The 13703-nt window shown below is 72.9% G+C and carries 11 protein-coding genes; 7 read left to right on the top strand and 4 right to left on the bottom strand.

Annotated elements, in window-relative coordinates; all coding sequences use genetic code 11:
- Positions 1-97: 97 nt before the first annotated feature.
- Positions 98-1705, bottom strand: coding sequence for an FAD-dependent monooxygenase (locus AC07BS_RS05475; protein ID WP_478930382.1), 1608 nt, complete (start codon positions 1703-1705; stop codon positions 98-100).
- Positions 1706-1787: 82 nt separating this feature from the next.
- Here AC07BS_RS05475 and AC07BS_RS05470 point away from each other — a divergent pair, with 82 nt between their 5' ends.
- Positions 1788-2441, top strand: a complete 654-nt coding sequence (locus AC07BS_RS05470; protein ID WP_478930380.1) for a TetR/AcrR family transcriptional regulator C-terminal domain-containing protein — start codon at positions 1788-1790, stop codon at positions 2439-2441.
- Here AC07BS_RS05470 and AC07BS_RS05465 read toward each other — a convergent pair.
- The 3 genes from AC07BS_RS05465 to AC07BS_RS05455 are packed head-to-tail and all read right to left on the bottom strand — an operon-like array spanning position 2419 to position 6208.
- The gene (locus tag AC07BS_RS05465; protein WP_478930378.1) at positions 2419-3651 is read right to left on the bottom strand and encodes an acyltransferase family protein; all 1233 of its coding nucleotides are present in this window, start codon (positions 3649-3651) and stop codon (positions 2419-2421) included. The two genes, AC07BS_RS05470 and AC07BS_RS05465, sit on opposite strands and share 23 nt — an antisense overlap.
- Positions 3648-5129 (bottom strand): polysialyltransferase family glycosyltransferase, encoded by a 1482-nt coding sequence (locus AC07BS_RS05460; RefSeq protein WP_478930376.1) that lies wholly within the window; start codon positions 5127-5129, stop codon positions 3648-3650. Before AC07BS_RS05460 ends, AC07BS_RS05465 begins: the two co-directional genes overlap by 4 nt.
- Positions 5129-6208: a glycosyltransferase family 2 protein gene (locus AC07BS_RS05455; protein WP_478930374.1), complete on the bottom strand. Its 1080-nt coding sequence runs from the start codon at positions 6206-6208 to the stop codon at positions 5129-5131. The genes AC07BS_RS05460 and AC07BS_RS05455 overlap by 1 nt, the downstream gene beginning before the upstream one ends.
- Before the next feature lie 223 nt (positions 6209-6431).
- Between AC07BS_RS05455 and AC07BS_RS05450 the strand changes: the two genes are divergently transcribed.
- The 6 genes from AC07BS_RS05450 (at position 6432) to AC07BS_RS05425 (ending at position 13695) form a co-directional block, all read left to right on the top strand.
- Positions 6432-7721, top strand: coding sequence for a DUF6716 putative glycosyltransferase (locus AC07BS_RS05450; protein ID WP_478930666.1), 1290 nt, complete (start codon positions 6432-6434; stop codon positions 7719-7721).
- Positions 7722-7759: 38 nt separating this feature from the next.
- Positions 7760-8944 carry a cytidylyltransferase domain-containing protein gene (locus tag AC07BS_RS05445; RefSeq protein ID WP_478930372.1) on the top strand — a complete coding sequence of 395 codons (1185 nt, stop codon included), beginning with the start codon at positions 7760-7762 and terminating at the stop codon, positions 8942-8944.
- Between the two features lie 91 nt (positions 8945-9035).
- Positions 9036-9962, top strand: coding sequence for an N-acetylneuraminate synthase family protein (locus AC07BS_RS05440; RefSeq protein WP_478646047.1), 927 nt, complete (start codon positions 9036-9038; stop codon positions 9960-9962).
- Positions 9963-9972: 10 nt separating this feature from the next.
- Positions 9973-11187, top strand: coding sequence for a hypothetical protein (locus AC07BS_RS05435; RefSeq protein WP_478930370.1), 1215 nt, complete (start codon positions 9973-9975; stop codon positions 11185-11187).
- Positions 11188-11300: 113 nt separating this feature from the next.
- Positions 11301-12533, top strand: a complete 1233-nt coding sequence (locus AC07BS_RS05430) for an amidohydrolase (RefSeq protein ID WP_478646722.1) — start codon at positions 11301-11303, stop codon at positions 12531-12533.
- A 130-nt stretch (positions 12534-12663) separates the two neighbouring features.
- The gene (locus tag AC07BS_RS05425) at positions 12664-13695 is read left to right on the top strand and encodes a BMP family lipoprotein (protein WP_478646042.1); all 1032 of its coding nucleotides are present in this window, start codon (positions 12664-12666) and stop codon (positions 13693-13695) included.
- The last annotated feature ends 8 nt before the right edge of the window (positions 13696-13703 follow it).

The raw sequence follows: 13703 nt of genomic DNA, 5'->3' as shown, positions 1-13703 counted from the left end.
TTGGGGTTCGTTTTCTTCTTTCTTCTTCGCCCCTCCCCAACACAAAAAGAGGAGGCCCCGCCCCCCCCCCCCCCCCCCCCCCCGCTTCCGTGTCGCATCAGGCGGACAGCCCGGCCACGTAGGCCCGTACGTCCTCCGGGTCGTCCGTCGCCACCGCCACGTACCCGTCCGGCCGGACCAGGAACAGCCCCGACCCGTACGCCCCCTTCACATGGCCCTCGGAGTCCACCGGGCGGAACGTCCGCAGCCACTCCGCCTTCGGGCCCTCGAAGTCCGGTACGTCCGTCACCACCAGCAGGGTGAAGTGCGGCCCCCGGAACACGTCGAACAGGCGCGTCTCCGCCCCCGACGCGTCCCGGCACGGCGCGTCCGGCGCGCGGTCGCCGGCGCGCAGCGCGTCCTCGGTCAGGTCCCTCCGCAGCTCGCGGGTGAGCGGGCCCTCGCGGTAGCCCAACGTCAGCTGGTGGGTCTCGCGGCCCCGCCGCCAGCGGTTCTCGGTGCCGTGGCGGTCCGCCCGGTGGACGCGGCTGCTCAGGCCCAGCACCTCGGCCGCGACGCCCCGGCGTTCGGCGTCGTACGAGTCCAGCAGCGTCTCGTCCGCGCCCAGCCGGAGCACGGCGGCCAGCTTCCAGCCGAGGTTGTACGCGTCCTGCACGCTGGTGTTCAGGCCCTGCCCGCCCGCGGGGGAGTGGACGTGGGCCGCGTCCCCGGCCAGGAACACCCGGCCGGAGCGGAACCGTTCCGCCATGGCCATACGGGCCCGGTAGCCGGACGCCCAGCGCACCTCGTCCACCTCCAGGCGGAGGCCGGTGCGCTCCGTGAGGAGCCGGGTCAGCGCCTCCGGCGTGGCGTCGCGGTCGGTGTCGATCCGCCGGTCCGTCTCCGCGAAACCGGCGATGACCTGCACGGTCTCCGTGCCCTCCAGCGGTCGCAGGGCGACCAGGCCGCCCGGCGCCGTCTGCCACATGTGCCAGCTCCCGCGGTCGATCTCGGCGCGGTCCGGGCCGCCGAGCATGACGTCGGCTATCAGCGCCGGGTACGGGTCGATCTGTTCGCCGGTGAAGGGGACGCCGAGGGCCGCGCGGACGGTGCTGCGGCCGCCGTCGGCGGCGACGAGCCACTGGGCGCGTACGGTCCCGGTCGTCCCGTCGGGGTGGCGCAGGGTGCCGGTGACGCCGTCCGCGTCCTGGGTGAAGCCGGTGAGCTCGGTGTCGAACTCGACCGTGCCGCCCAGCTCCTCGAGACGCGCGCAGAGGATCTCGACCGTGCGCCACTGCGGCAGCATCCGGACCTCGGGGTAGGGGATGCCGGGGGAGTCCTCGGCCGCTTCGGTCAGGTTCCAGCGCGCGGTGCGCTCGGTCCCCTGCCAGCTCTGGACGGCAGGCACCGGGCCGCTGGCCGCCATGAGGGCGTCGACGGCGCCCAGGTCGTCGAGGAGCTCCAGGGTGCGCGGCTGGATGCCGGTGCCGCGCGAGCCCGGGAAGCCGCCGTCGGAGCGTTCCACGAGGCGGTGGCGGATGCCGCGCCGGGCCAGATCGATGGCCAGGACCAGTCCGGTCGGCCCCGCTCCCACGATCAGGACCTCGGTCAGGCCCTCGGCTGCCCCCGCCCCGGTGTCCGTCCCCGCGTTCGCGTTCGTGCCCGCGCTCGTGCCCGCGCTCGTGCCCGCGCTCGTGCCCGCGTTCGTGCTCGTCTGCATGGTCATGGCGTCCCTTCCCCCTGCCGTGCTTAACGCTGTTAAGTTCGCTGCCCTCCCAGGGTGAACTGAACGTTGTTAAGCTGTCAAGGTGGCACCTCGCATCGACCGGACCCAAGTGGCCGGAACCGCACTCCGCCTGCTCAACGAGGTGGGTCTCGAAGGCCTCACCCTGCGCAGGATCGCCAAGGAGCTGAACGTCCAGGCCCCGGCCCTGTACTGGCACTTCAAGAACAAGCAGGAACTGCTCGACGAGATGGCCACCGAGATGTTCCGTCGCATGACGGGGCCCTTCAGCGCCCTCGCCCAGGACGACTGGCGGGAGTTCCTCGCCGGTGCGGCCCGGGTCGAGCGGCGCTGCCTGCTCGGCTACCGCGACGGGGCCAAGGTCTTCGGGGGCACGCGCTTCACCGACGCCGGGTACGCCGGCCCGGTGGAGGGGATGATGCGGGCGCTCGTGGCCGCCGGCTTCACGCCGCGCGCCGCCGCCCGCGCCTGGTTCACCCTCTCCTCGTACACGATGGGGTACGTGATCGAGGAGCAGTCGGTGCACCCGATCCCCGGTGGGGAGCGGGACCCCGCCTACGAGCTGACCGACCGGGCCCGGCGGCTGGAGGGGTACCCCCTCGCGACCGAGGCGGGCTGGGAGTTCTTCGAGGACCTCGAGGCCGGCTTCGAGGCCGGGTTGCGCGCCGTCGTCGCCGGCATCGAGGCCACGCTGCTCACGCCGGACGCCGACCGCTGACCCCGTTTCCGTGACCCGCCCCGCGCCGGCCGTCGAGGGCCGCGCGCAGGGCCGGTGTCCAGCGGCGTTCCACCCAGCGGTGCAGCGCCCACGCCAGCACCAGCATCGTCGTCACGGTCAGCGCGAACGTGACGGCCGACGGCACGCCCAGCCCCCGGTGCAGCGCGCCGATGACCACCCACCCGAGGTGTTCGTGCACCAGGTAGAACGGGTACGTCAGCGCCCCGGCGAACGGCAGCCAGCGCCACCGCGCCCACCCGGCACGGCCCAGCGCGATCGCCGCCACCAGCGCGTAGCCGAGCGCCAGGACGCCGATGATGACGAGGGCCGAGCGGTACGAGAAGTAGTGCGGGTTCGCGGGGTGCCACAGGCCCGCCACCGCGTAGTGCTGGCCCAGCAGGAAGCTCACGCCCACGATGCCCCAGGCCACGGCGTCGTGGCCGAAGCGGTGGAGCAGATAGAGGCCGATGCCGCCGATGAAGAACGAGGAGTACTCCGGCATGAACACCACGCGCAGGAACTCCACATGGGACGCCGTCGTGACGACCGTCATCAGCGTCCACCCCGCGCAGAACAGCACCACCCGCCGCCGCGTCGCCCCCGGCAGCACCACGCACAGGGCGAACAACGCGTAGAAGCGCACCTCCGCCCAGAGCGTCCAGCACACCCCCAGCACCCGCTCGGCGCCCGCCGGTTGCTGCAGCATCGTCAGGTTGACCAGCACGTCGCTGGCCGACGGCGGCCGGTACGGCACCCAGGGCAGCGCGAAGGCGGCGACGACGAGCACGATGGCGGCCCAGTAGGCGGGGTAGAGGCGGGCGGCGCGGGAGGCGAGGAAGGAGCGCAGCGGGCGGCCCCAGCCGCTCATGCAGATCACGAAACCGCTGATGACGAAGAAGATCTGCACCCCGAGGCAGCCGTAGGCGAAGGCCGACGACAGATGCGGGAACTCGTGGCGCGGCGACGCGCCCCACGCCCGGCTCACGTCGCCGTCGCGGCCGCCGTAGTGGTAGCAGGCCACCATCAGCGCGGCTATCAGCCGCAGCCCGTCCAGGGCGTACAACCGGCCGCCGGCCCGCCGCCCCTTCCCCTTGTCCTGCCCCTTCTCCTTGCCCTTGCCGTCGCCCTCGGGCACCGCGCCCGGGACGGAGGGCGGAGCGGTGGCGGTGGCCTCGGGCCGTGCGGTGCCGGGAGCCTGGACCGTCGTCATGCGGGCGTCACCGTCTTCTTCCTCTTCAGCAGCCGCCTGCGCATCGCACGCGCCCGGCGGGCGATCCGGCGGACGGCGGGATTGCGCGGCAGGAAGGCGAGTTGGGAGGGGATCGCGCCGGGCAGCGCCAGCGCGGTGAGTCTGCGGCGCTTGAAGTAGCGCCAGGTGCGGGTGTTGAGCCGGGTGGACAGGTAGCGCTCGGCGGCGGGGCGCAGCCCCGGGTGGATCTGCGGCTGCATGGCGTAGCCGACGGCGGCCAGCAGGTCGTCCAACCGGTCGTCGGCGCGGTCGCCCGCCCGGTCGTCCTGCCGGTCGCCCGCCCGGTCGTCCTGCCGGTCGCCCGGCCGGTCGTCCAGGCGGTCCTTCGCGGGCACGCCGTCGTCCGGCGCCGCCTCGTCCTCGACGTCCGGCAGCAGCGCGTCCACGATGGTCACCGGTACGCGGTTGCTGTTCTGGTACGGGGAGAGCCGCTCCAGCAGCAGGTCCGTGCCCGCCCGGGCGACCGGCAGCCCGTAGAAGGTGCGGGCGGTGAGCAGTGCGGTGGAGAAGCAGGCGACGACCAGCGCGGGCCGCAGCCGCTGGTAGACCACCTCGGCCAGGACGGGCGCGTCGAGGACGGTCAGGGCCGCGCCGAGCCGGTCCGCCTCCTCCTCCAGCAGCCGTGACCAGCGGGCGGGCGCCGACGGATGGGGCTTGAACAACAGGGTGCGGTGGCCGCGCCCGACGGCGCCGCGCAGCATGCGCACATGGAGGCGTTCCTCCTCCTCGGGCGTGAGGATGTCCAGCGCGGACAGGTACTGGCCGAGCAGCAGGGCGGCGCCCTCGGGCGCGTCGGGCAGCTCGGGCGCCGCCGCGTCGGCGAGCTCGCCCAGCACCTTGGTGAAGACCTCGCCGGGCACGATCTCCGGCACCACCCCGAACTCCGTGAGCAGCAGGGGCTTCAGGCCCGGTACGAGGTCGAGGTGGAGGAGGCGGCGCACCCGGGTGCCGATCAGCGGGTCCAGCTTGCTGCGCGTGGGACCGTAGCTCATCAGCCCGTCGGCGTAGACGTCGATGGGCGCGTCGGGGAACACCTGGGCGAGCGCGAGGGCGGGGTTGACCTGGAGGGACTCCAGGACGATGGCCACGTCGTCGTCGCCCAGCCCCCACAGCAGCCTCAGGTGGCGCTCCCACAGGGGGGCGTCGTCCGGGCGCGGCGACCAGCCGGCGGGGTGGAAGGGGCTGATGGTGTCGTTCCAGGAGAGCACCCCGTCGAAGCGGGTGCGCAGCCGTTCGAAGCCGGGCGCCTCGTCGAAGGCGGGGGTGGTCTCGGGCACGGCGGCGGAGTTGGAGACGATCAGCAGCCTGCGGCCGGCGGCGGGGAGGAGGCCGGCGTCGAGGGCGGCGGCGAGCGTGGCGGCGCCGTAGAGCGTCGAGGCCAGGAAGAGCTGGGTGCGGGGACGGGTGCCCGCCGTCGGTGACATCGGGGTCGGCGGCATCAGGCGGCCACCTCCGGTGCGGAAGGTGCGGAAGGTGCGGAGGGTGCGGAAGGTGTGGAGGGTGCGGAAGGTGTGGAGGGCGTGGAGGGTGCCGCGGGTGCGGCGGAGGGCTGTGGCACCACGGCCGTCCGGCGGCGGAGCCGGCGCAGCCGGACCGCGCGGTCCTCGTCCATGGAATTCACGGCGTCGTCGACGAGTTCGCGCGGCATGCGTTTCAGCGCGGCGGCGCTCATCGAACGGAGTTTCCGGGCGACCGCCGGTTCGAATCGTTCGATGGAACCGAGGTGGTGCGCGATAATCGCGCAGTACGTACGGACGGCCTTCGGCAGGAGTTTCTCCGCGTCCGGATCTCCGGCCGTTTCCGTCAATACCGTGTCGAATGCGCGAATGAAATCGAGCTGCCGTACGTCACCGATCTGCGTGAGCGAGGTGGTGACCCCGCGGCGGTAGAAGACGCCGAGCAGCCCGGCGACCGCGAAGGACCGCGCCTCGCGGTGCAGCCGCCAGATCCACGGCCGGTCCTCGGCGGTGCGCAGGCCCGGTACGAAGTGCAGCAGGCCGTCGTCCAGCAGCCGCCGGTGGTAGACGCCCGCCCACGCGTAGGCATAGTCGACCGAGGTGGAGCGGTCGATGGGCAGTATCGCCCCGCGCGGGTCCAGGGCGACCCCGCGGCGGCCGACGGGCGCCCGGTGGATCGTCCGGTTCCGGCCGGTGCACTGCACGTGGTCGGTGCGGACGAAGTCGACGTCCAGTTCCTCGGCGACCTCCACGAGCCGCGCGTAGTACCCGGGCGCCAGCCAGTCGTCGCCGTCGAGGAAGGTGATGTAGCGCCCGCGGGCGGCGTCCAGCCCGGTGTTGCGGGCGGTGGCCAGGCCGCCGTTCGTCGCGTGCCGCAGCAGCACGGCGCCCGGCAGCTCGCGCGCGGCGCGCTCCAGCACCCCGGACGTGCCGTCCGTCGAACAGTCGTCGACGAGAATGAATTCGAAGTCCTCGCGTGCGTTCGCGCGCAGGCTTCGCAGTGTGTCGGGGGCATATGTCTGCACGTTGTAGAACGGCACGACGACGGAGAGCTTGACCACGCGCGTGACGCTATGTGCCGCCCCGGCATTCGTTCTGACGCGGAGCGCAAGCGCAGATGAACGAAGAGCGGCGGAATTGTGAACCACCCCTGGCCGTCAACCGATTCGCCGACCGTCGGTGTGCTGTTTACCGGCTGTTGAAGTCCCGTTGGGCAACGAAACGGAATGCATTTCTATCGTCGGCCACGTGCCATCACGTACCGATGCATCGCTCCGGATCGCCGTGCTCGCGGACTCCGACACCCGGTGGAAATGGGGGGCGCTCACCGCGCACCGGCTCGCGCCCGGCGCCCGCCTCGACGGCTTCCTGCTCAGGGGCCGCGCGACCCCCACCGTCCGCCAGCTCGCGGAGGTCGGCGTCCACGCCGACGCGCTGCGTGAGGTCACCGGCGCGGAGTTCACCGCCGTCGCGGACCGGGACCGGTACGACGTGCTCGTCCTCGCCTGCGTCGGCGGCGCGGTGCAGGCCCTGCTGCACGGCCTCGGCCACGCCTGGGGGCCCTCCCCCCGGCGCCCCGTCGTCGTCACCGGCTACGTCGGCGTCGTCTACGAGAAGCTCGCCGACGGACTGCTGCTGCGGCACGGCGCGGACGTCGTCCTGGCCAACTCCCGCCACGACGCCGAACGCTTCCGGGCCGTCTACGCCGGAGCGGGCGCCCCCCAGGAGAGCGTCACCGAGTGCGCCCTGCCCTTCCTCGGCGGCGACCGCTACGCCGGGCCGGCGCAGGACCGCCCCTACACCGTGGTCTTCGCCGCCCAGCCGTCCGTGCCCGAGAGCCGCGCCGACCGGACCTACCTGCTCGAACGCGCCGCCGGGCACGCCCGCCTCCACCCCGGACGACAGGTGCTGATCAAGCTCCGCAGCAAGCCCGGCGAGCACACCACCCACATCGAGGAACACCCGTACCAGAAGCTCGCCGCCCGCCTCCCCGGTGGCCTGCCCGCCAACTGCCGCCTCGTCTACGGGCACATGGGCGACGTCCTCGACCGCACCGACCTGCTGGTGACCGTCAGCTCCACCGCCGCCCTCGAAGCGCTCCACCGCGCGATCCCCACGGCGGTCCTCACCGACCTCGGCATCCGCGAACCGCTCGGCAACCACCACTTCCTCGGCTCCGGCTGCCTCGCCTCCTGGGACGACCTCGACGCCGGCCGGCTCCCCGCGCCCGACCCCGCCTGGACGGCCCGGCAGGGCGTCGCCGCCGACGGCACGTACGAGCACGCCTTCGACGTCGCCCGCGAGCGCGTCGCCGATCTGGCCGCCCGCTCCACGCTCCCCCCGCTCGCCCCCTACTACACACCCCGCACCGCCCCCGGCCACCTCCCCGCCCTGCTCGCCCGCCACGGCTTCGACCCGCACGGCCGGCCCCTGCCGGGCCGGGCCGCTCCCGAGCGCGAGGAGAGCGCGCTGCGCCGTGCCACGCGCGGCGCGCTGCGGGACATGGCGCGCGGCGCGTACCGCCACGGGGTGCAGCGCGTGGCGCCCGCCATCCGCCGGCTGGGGGAGCTGTGACGCCCCGGCCGGCCACCCGTCACCCCAAGGAGCACACGATGTCCGCCCCACCGGCCGTCCTGGCCGTCATCCCCGCACGCGGCGGATCCAAGGGCGTGCCCGCCAAGAACCTCGCCCCCGTCGGAGGCGTCCCGCTGGTCGCCCGCGCCGTCCGCGCCTGCCGGGCCGCGCACCTGGTCACGGACGTGATCGTCTCCACGGACGACCCCGCCATCGCCGCCACGGCGCGCGACGCCGGTGCCGTCGTGGTCCAGCGGCCCCCGGCCATCGCCGGGGACACCGCCACCAGCGAGGCGGCCGTGCTGCACGCCATGGACGTCCACGAGGCCACGACCGGCCGGCCGGCCGGCACGGTGCTGCTCGTGCAGTGCACCAGCCCGTTCCTCACGGCGGAGGATGTGGACGGGGTGGCCCGGGCAGTCGTGGAGGGCGGGGCGGACAGCGCGCTGACCGCGGCGCCGTTCCATGGCTTCGTGTGGCGGGAGGAGGGGGCCGAGGCCACCTGCGGCGTCAACCACCACAAATCGACCCGCCCCCGCCGCCAGGACCGCCCCCAGGACCTCCTGGAGACCGGGGCCGCCTACGCCATGGAAGCCACCGGCTTCCGCGAGACCCGCCACCGTTTCTTCGGCCGCACCGACCTCGTCCGTACCGACCCCGCCCGCGTCCTGGAGATCGACGACCCGCACGACCTCGCCCGGGCCCGCGCGCTCGCGCCCCTCCTCGACGCCGCCACGCCCGCCACGCTGCCCACCCGGGACGACGTGGACGCCGTCGTCCTCGACTTCGACGGCACCCAGACCGACGACCGCGTCCTCATCGACGCCGACGGGCGCGAAGTCGTCGCCGTCCACCGCGGCGACGGGCTCGGTGTCGCCGCCCTGCGCCGGGCCGGGCTGGATCTGCTGATCCTCTCCACCGAGACCAACCCCGTCGTCGCCGCCCGCGGCCGCAAGCTCGGCGTGCCCGTCATCCACGGGAGCGAGCGCAAGGACGTCGCCCTCAAACAGTGGTGCGAGGAGCGCGGTATCGAGCCCCAGCGGGTGCTCTACGCCGGCAACGACGTCAACGACCTGCCCTGCTTCGGTCTCGTCGGCTGGCCCGTGGCCGTCGCCGACGCCCACGGACCCGTCCGCGCCGCCGCCCGCGCGGTGACCGCGGCGCCCGGCGGCGCCGGAGCCGTCCGCGAGATCGCCGGCTGGCTGCTGGGCCCTTCCCTCTGACGCCCCGCCGCCCCGGCCCCGCCCCCTTCCCCTTCCCCGTCCCCTCCCGCCTTCCTTCCGCTCCCTCCCCACTCCCTAAGGAACCCGACGCATGAACCCCGCCCCGCGCACCCGCACCCTCGGCGACCGGGTCATCGGTCCCGGTCGGCCCGTCTACATCACCGGCGAGATCGGCATCAACCACAACGGTGACCTCGAGAACGCGTTCGCCCTCATCGACGCCGCCGCCGACGCGGGCTGCGACGCGGTGAAGTTCCAGAAGCGCACCCCCGAGATCTGCACCCCGCGCGACCAGTGGGAGCTGGAGCGCGACACGCCCTGGGGCCGGATGACCTACATCGACTACCGCCACCGCGTGGAGTTCGGCGAGGAGGAGTACCGCCGCATCGACGCGTACTGCCGGGAGCGCGGCATCGCCTGGTTCGCCTCGCCGTGGGACACCGAGTCCGTCGCCTTCCTGGAGAAGTTCGACGTCCCCGCGCACAAGGTCGCCTCCGCCTCCCTCACCGACGACGAGCTGCTGCGCACCCTGCGCGCCACCGGCCGTACGGTGATCCTCTCCACCGGCATGTCCACCCCGCAGCAGATCCGGCACGCCGTCGAGGTGCTCGGCAGCGAGAACATCGTGCTCTGCCACGCCACCTCCACCTACCCGGCCAAGGCCGCCGAGCTCAACCTGCGGGTGATCAACACCCTCCAGGCCGAGTACCCCAACGTCCCCATCGGCTACTCCGGCCACGAGACCGGCCTCCAGACCACCCTCGCCGCCGTCGCCCTCGGCGCCGCCTTCGTCGAGCGCCACATCACCCTCGACCGGGCCATGTGGGGCTCCGACCAGGCCGCCTCCGTCGAACCCGGCGGCCTCCAGCGGCTCGTGCGCGACATCCGCGTGGTCGAGGAGTCGCTCGGCGACGGCGTGAAGCGGGTCTACGACAGCGAGCTGGCCCCCATGCGCAAGCTGCGCCGCGTCGCCGGCGTCGTCGCCGAGGCCGGCCACCGCGAACCCGTAGCGGTCTGACGGGCGCCCGGTGACCACACCCGAGGGGCCGGATCCCGGCCCGCCCCCGGAGGCGGGGGGAACTCCCGCCCGCCGCCTCCGGGGGCCCCGGCGCGCCGGGGGCACCGCCCCCACGCTGGCCTTCGTCGAAAGCCCCGTCCAGCTGCTGAACGTCCTCGAATGGGCGTACCACGCGGCCCGCTACACCCAGGGTGGCGCTCCGCCGTGCGACGGCGTGCCGCGCCAGCCCGGGCCGCGGGACATCACCCCGCTGGGCGGCGACCTCCTCGTCGTGGTGCTGGCCCCGCACGACCCCATGACCCGCGGTCAGCTGCGCCGGATGGCCGAACTGGCCCGGGACCAGGGCCACCGGGTCCGCTGGGAGGAGGCCCGCGGCGGGCCCGGCGCCCCCTTCGCCACCGTCGGCGCGCTGGCCGGGCCGCTGCGCCGGGCCCGCCGGGTGGTCATCGGCGACCCCTTCTCGCGCTACGTCCAGCTGCTGCTCACCCTCGCGCGGGCCCGGGAGCTGGTGGTGGTGGACGACGGCACGGCGACGATGGAGTTCGTCTCCCAACTGGCGCGGGGCGAACGCCTCGTGCGCTGGCACCGCGCCGGCAGTACGAGCACACGGGGGGCGCGGGAACTGCTCCTCGCGCCCGTCTCCGCATCAGCGCGCCGGAAGCTCACCCCGAACAACCACCGTTCGGTGGAGGTCTTCACCTCCATGCCGGTCGAACCGCCCCCCGGAGTGATGGTCACGGCCAACGACTTCTCCTGGACCCGGGCCGCCTACGGGCCGCCGCGGCTGACCGGCGGCACCGATCTCGTGGGCACCTCGCTCGTCGAGACCGGCGTCGTGGACGCCGAGCGCTATCTGGAGGCGGTGGCCGCTCTGGCCCGCGCCCACGGCGCCACCCGCTACTTCGCCCACCGCCGCGAGCGGCCCGACAAGCTCCGCCGCATAGCCTCCGGCCTGGGCCTGGAGGTCGTCCGCCCCGAGCTGCCGCTGGAGCTCGTGGCCCGCCGCGGCCCCATCGGCCGGACGATCCTGAGCTTCCCCTCCACCGTCGTGCACACCCTGCCGCTGGCCCTGGCGGGCACGGGCGTGGGCGTCGCGGTGTGCGACATCGACCCCGCCTGGCTCACCGAACACGCTTCCCCCCGGGCTGAGGACTTCTTGTCCGGAGTGACCGGCACCGCGCGCGATGTGCGTCGACTGCCGTACGCATCAGCGTCTACGACGTAGGCCGTAATTACGGGTCATACCCCTCGACGGACCCATCCATGCGGCTGAACTTTTTGTGATCGAGGGACAGTTGCCCCATTCGGGGCTCTACTCTTCGCAGGGTGAATCATCTGATGCCCTGCGAAGCCGATCCCGAAACCGCCCACGGCGATCTGCCCGGCGCGCTCCCCGACGGGCTGCGCGCCGAACTCATCGAGTTCCGCCGGGACTTGCACATGCATCCCGAGCTCGGAAACCGTGAGTTCCGTACCACCGCGGCGGTCCGGACCCGGCTCGAGAAGGCAGGACTCAGACCGCGCACCCTCACCGGCGGCACCGGCCTCATCTGCGACATCGGACGTGACGGCGCCTCGTACGCCTCCGCCGGCCGACCCGTGCTCGCCCTGCGCGCGGATCTCGACGCGCTGCCGATCCCGGACACCAAGACCGTCCCCTACCGCTCGACGATCCCCAGGATGGCCCACGCCTGCGGCCACGACGTCCACACCACCGTCGTGCTCGGCGCCGGCCTGGTCCTGGCGGATCTGGCCGCACAGGGCCTGCTGCCCAACCCGGTCCGGCTGATCTTCCAGCCCGCCGAGGAGGTGCTGCCCGGCGGCGCCCTCGACGCCATCGAGTGCGGCGCCCTGGACGGTGTCGGCCGCATCCTCGCCGTCCACTGCGACCCCAAGGTCGAGGTCGGCCGCATCGGCCTGCGCACCGGGGCCATCACCTCCGCCTGCGACCGGCTGGAGGTCACCCTGGCCGGCGCCGGCGGTCACACCGCCCGCCCCCACCTGACGACCGACCTGGTGACCGCCGTCGCCCGGGTGGCCACCGACGTGCCCGCCGTCCTCGCCCGCCGCGCCGACGCCCGGTCCGGCCTCTCCGTCACCTGGGGACGCCTGGAGACCGGTCACGCCTGCAACGTCATCCCGCAGCACGCCGAGCTCGCCGGCACCGTGCGCTGCCTGGACCTGCGCACCTGGCGGGAGGCCCCCGACCTGGTGCACGCGGCCGTCGACGAGATCGCCGGGCTGCACCGCGCCAAGTCGGAGATCAACTACATCCGCGGCGTCCCGCCCGTGGTCAACGACGCCGAGGTCACCGGACTGCTCCGGCGGGCCATGACCGCGCGCCGGGGCCGCTACGCGGTGGAGGACACCGAGCAGAGCCTGGGTGGCGAGGACTTTTCGTGGTACCTGGAGCGGGTTCCTGGCGCTATGGCCCGGCTCGGCGTCCGGCCCGTGGGGGACAGCACCCCTCGTGACCTGCATTGCGGTGATTTCGACGTGGATGAGGAGGCGATCGGGGTCGGGGTGGAGCTGTTCACGGCCGCCGCGCTGCTGGATGGCAACCGTATGTAGGCAATCCGGTCAAGTCTGGTTAACGACGAATCGATAACGGCTTGCACGCACCCCTTTTATCTGCATCTACGCGCGTTACGATTCCCGCGAACCAGCGCCAATGGAGGCGCTTCGAGTGAAGGGGCCCCTCGTGCGCCGGGTATCCACCATCGCTGTCGCGGGCATCAGCACCGCGGCTCTCGCATTCACTCTCACCGCCTGTGGTGAGTCCTCCACCGAGTCCGGTGACTCCAATGCCAAGGGCGTCGGCCTGGCGTTCGACGTCGGCGGCCGTGACGACCACTCCTTCAACGAGTCCGCCGCCCGCGGCGTCGACAAGGCGGAGAAGGAGCTGGGCGTCAAGTCCAAGATGATGACCGCCAAGAACGGCGAGACCGAGGCGGACCGCGAGCAGCGGCTGACCTCCCTCGCCGAGGCCGGTTACAACCCCGTCATCGGTGTGGGCTTCAACTACTCCAAGTCGATCGAGAAGGTCGCCAAGGACTTCCCGAAGACCAGCTTCGCCGTGGTCGACTCGGTTGCCCCGGGCAAGAACATCGACAGCATCACCTTCGGTGAGCACGAGGGCTCCTACCTCGCCGGTGCCGCCGCCGCGCTGAAGTCCAAGAGCCACAAGGTCGGCTTCATCGGCGGTGTGAACAACGCGCTGATCCAGAAGTTCCAGGCCGGTTTCGAGCAGGGCGCGAAGGACACCGACTCCAAGGTCGAGATCACCTCGCAGTACCTGTACCCGAACAACGACAAGGGCTTCAACGACCCGGCGGCCGCCAAGGAGAAGGCCAAGGGCATGCTCGACTCGGGTGTCGACGTGATCTACACCGCGGCCGGCCTCTCCGGCAACGGTTCGATCGAGGCCATCGCCGGCCAGAAGGGCGCCTGGGCGATCGGCGTCGACTCCGACCAGTACCAGCAGCCGGGCCTGGAGAAGTACAAGGGCTCCATCCTCACCTCCGTGGTGAAGAACGTGGACGTGGCGGTCTTCGACCTCATCAAGAGCGTCAAGGACGGCAAGCCGCTGACGGGCCCGCACGCCTACCTGCTGAAGGACGGCGGCGTGTCGCTGGCCACCTCCGGTGGCTACATCGACGACATCAAGGACAAGGTCGAGGCCGCGAAGAAGAAGATCGTGGACGGCCAGGTCAAGGTCCGTACGGCCCCGTGATGACAGGG

It is taken from the genome of Streptomyces sp. NPDC044063, from assembly GCF_056434285.1.
This window is presented reverse-complemented; position numbering and strand designations above follow the sequence as displayed.

Bases quoted from the DNA above. Each gene is read 5' to 3' on its own strand.
- AC07BS_RS05475 (WP_478930382.1), bottom strand. From the start codon at position 1,705: ATGACCATGCAGACGAGCACGAACGCGGGCACGAGCGCGGGCACGAGC.
- AC07BS_RS05465 (WP_478930378.1), bottom strand. From the start codon at position 3,651: ATGACGACGGTCCAGGCTCCCGGCACCGCACGGCCCGAGGCCACCGCC.
- AC07BS_RS05460 (WP_478930376.1), bottom strand. From the start codon at position 5,129: ATGCCGCCGACCCCGATGTCACCGACGGCGGGCACCCGTCCCCGCACC.
- AC07BS_RS05445 (WP_478930372.1), top strand. From the start codon at position 7,760: ATGTCCGCCCCACCGGCCGTCCTGGCCGTCATCCCCGCACGCGGCGGA.
- AC07BS_RS05440 (WP_478646047.1), top strand. From the start codon at position 9,036: ATGAACCCCGCCCCGCGCACCCGCACCCTCGGCGACCGGGTCATCGGT.
- AC07BS_RS05430 (WP_478646722.1), top strand. From the start codon at position 11,301: ATGCCCTGCGAAGCCGATCCCGAAACCGCCCACGGCGATCTGCCCGGC.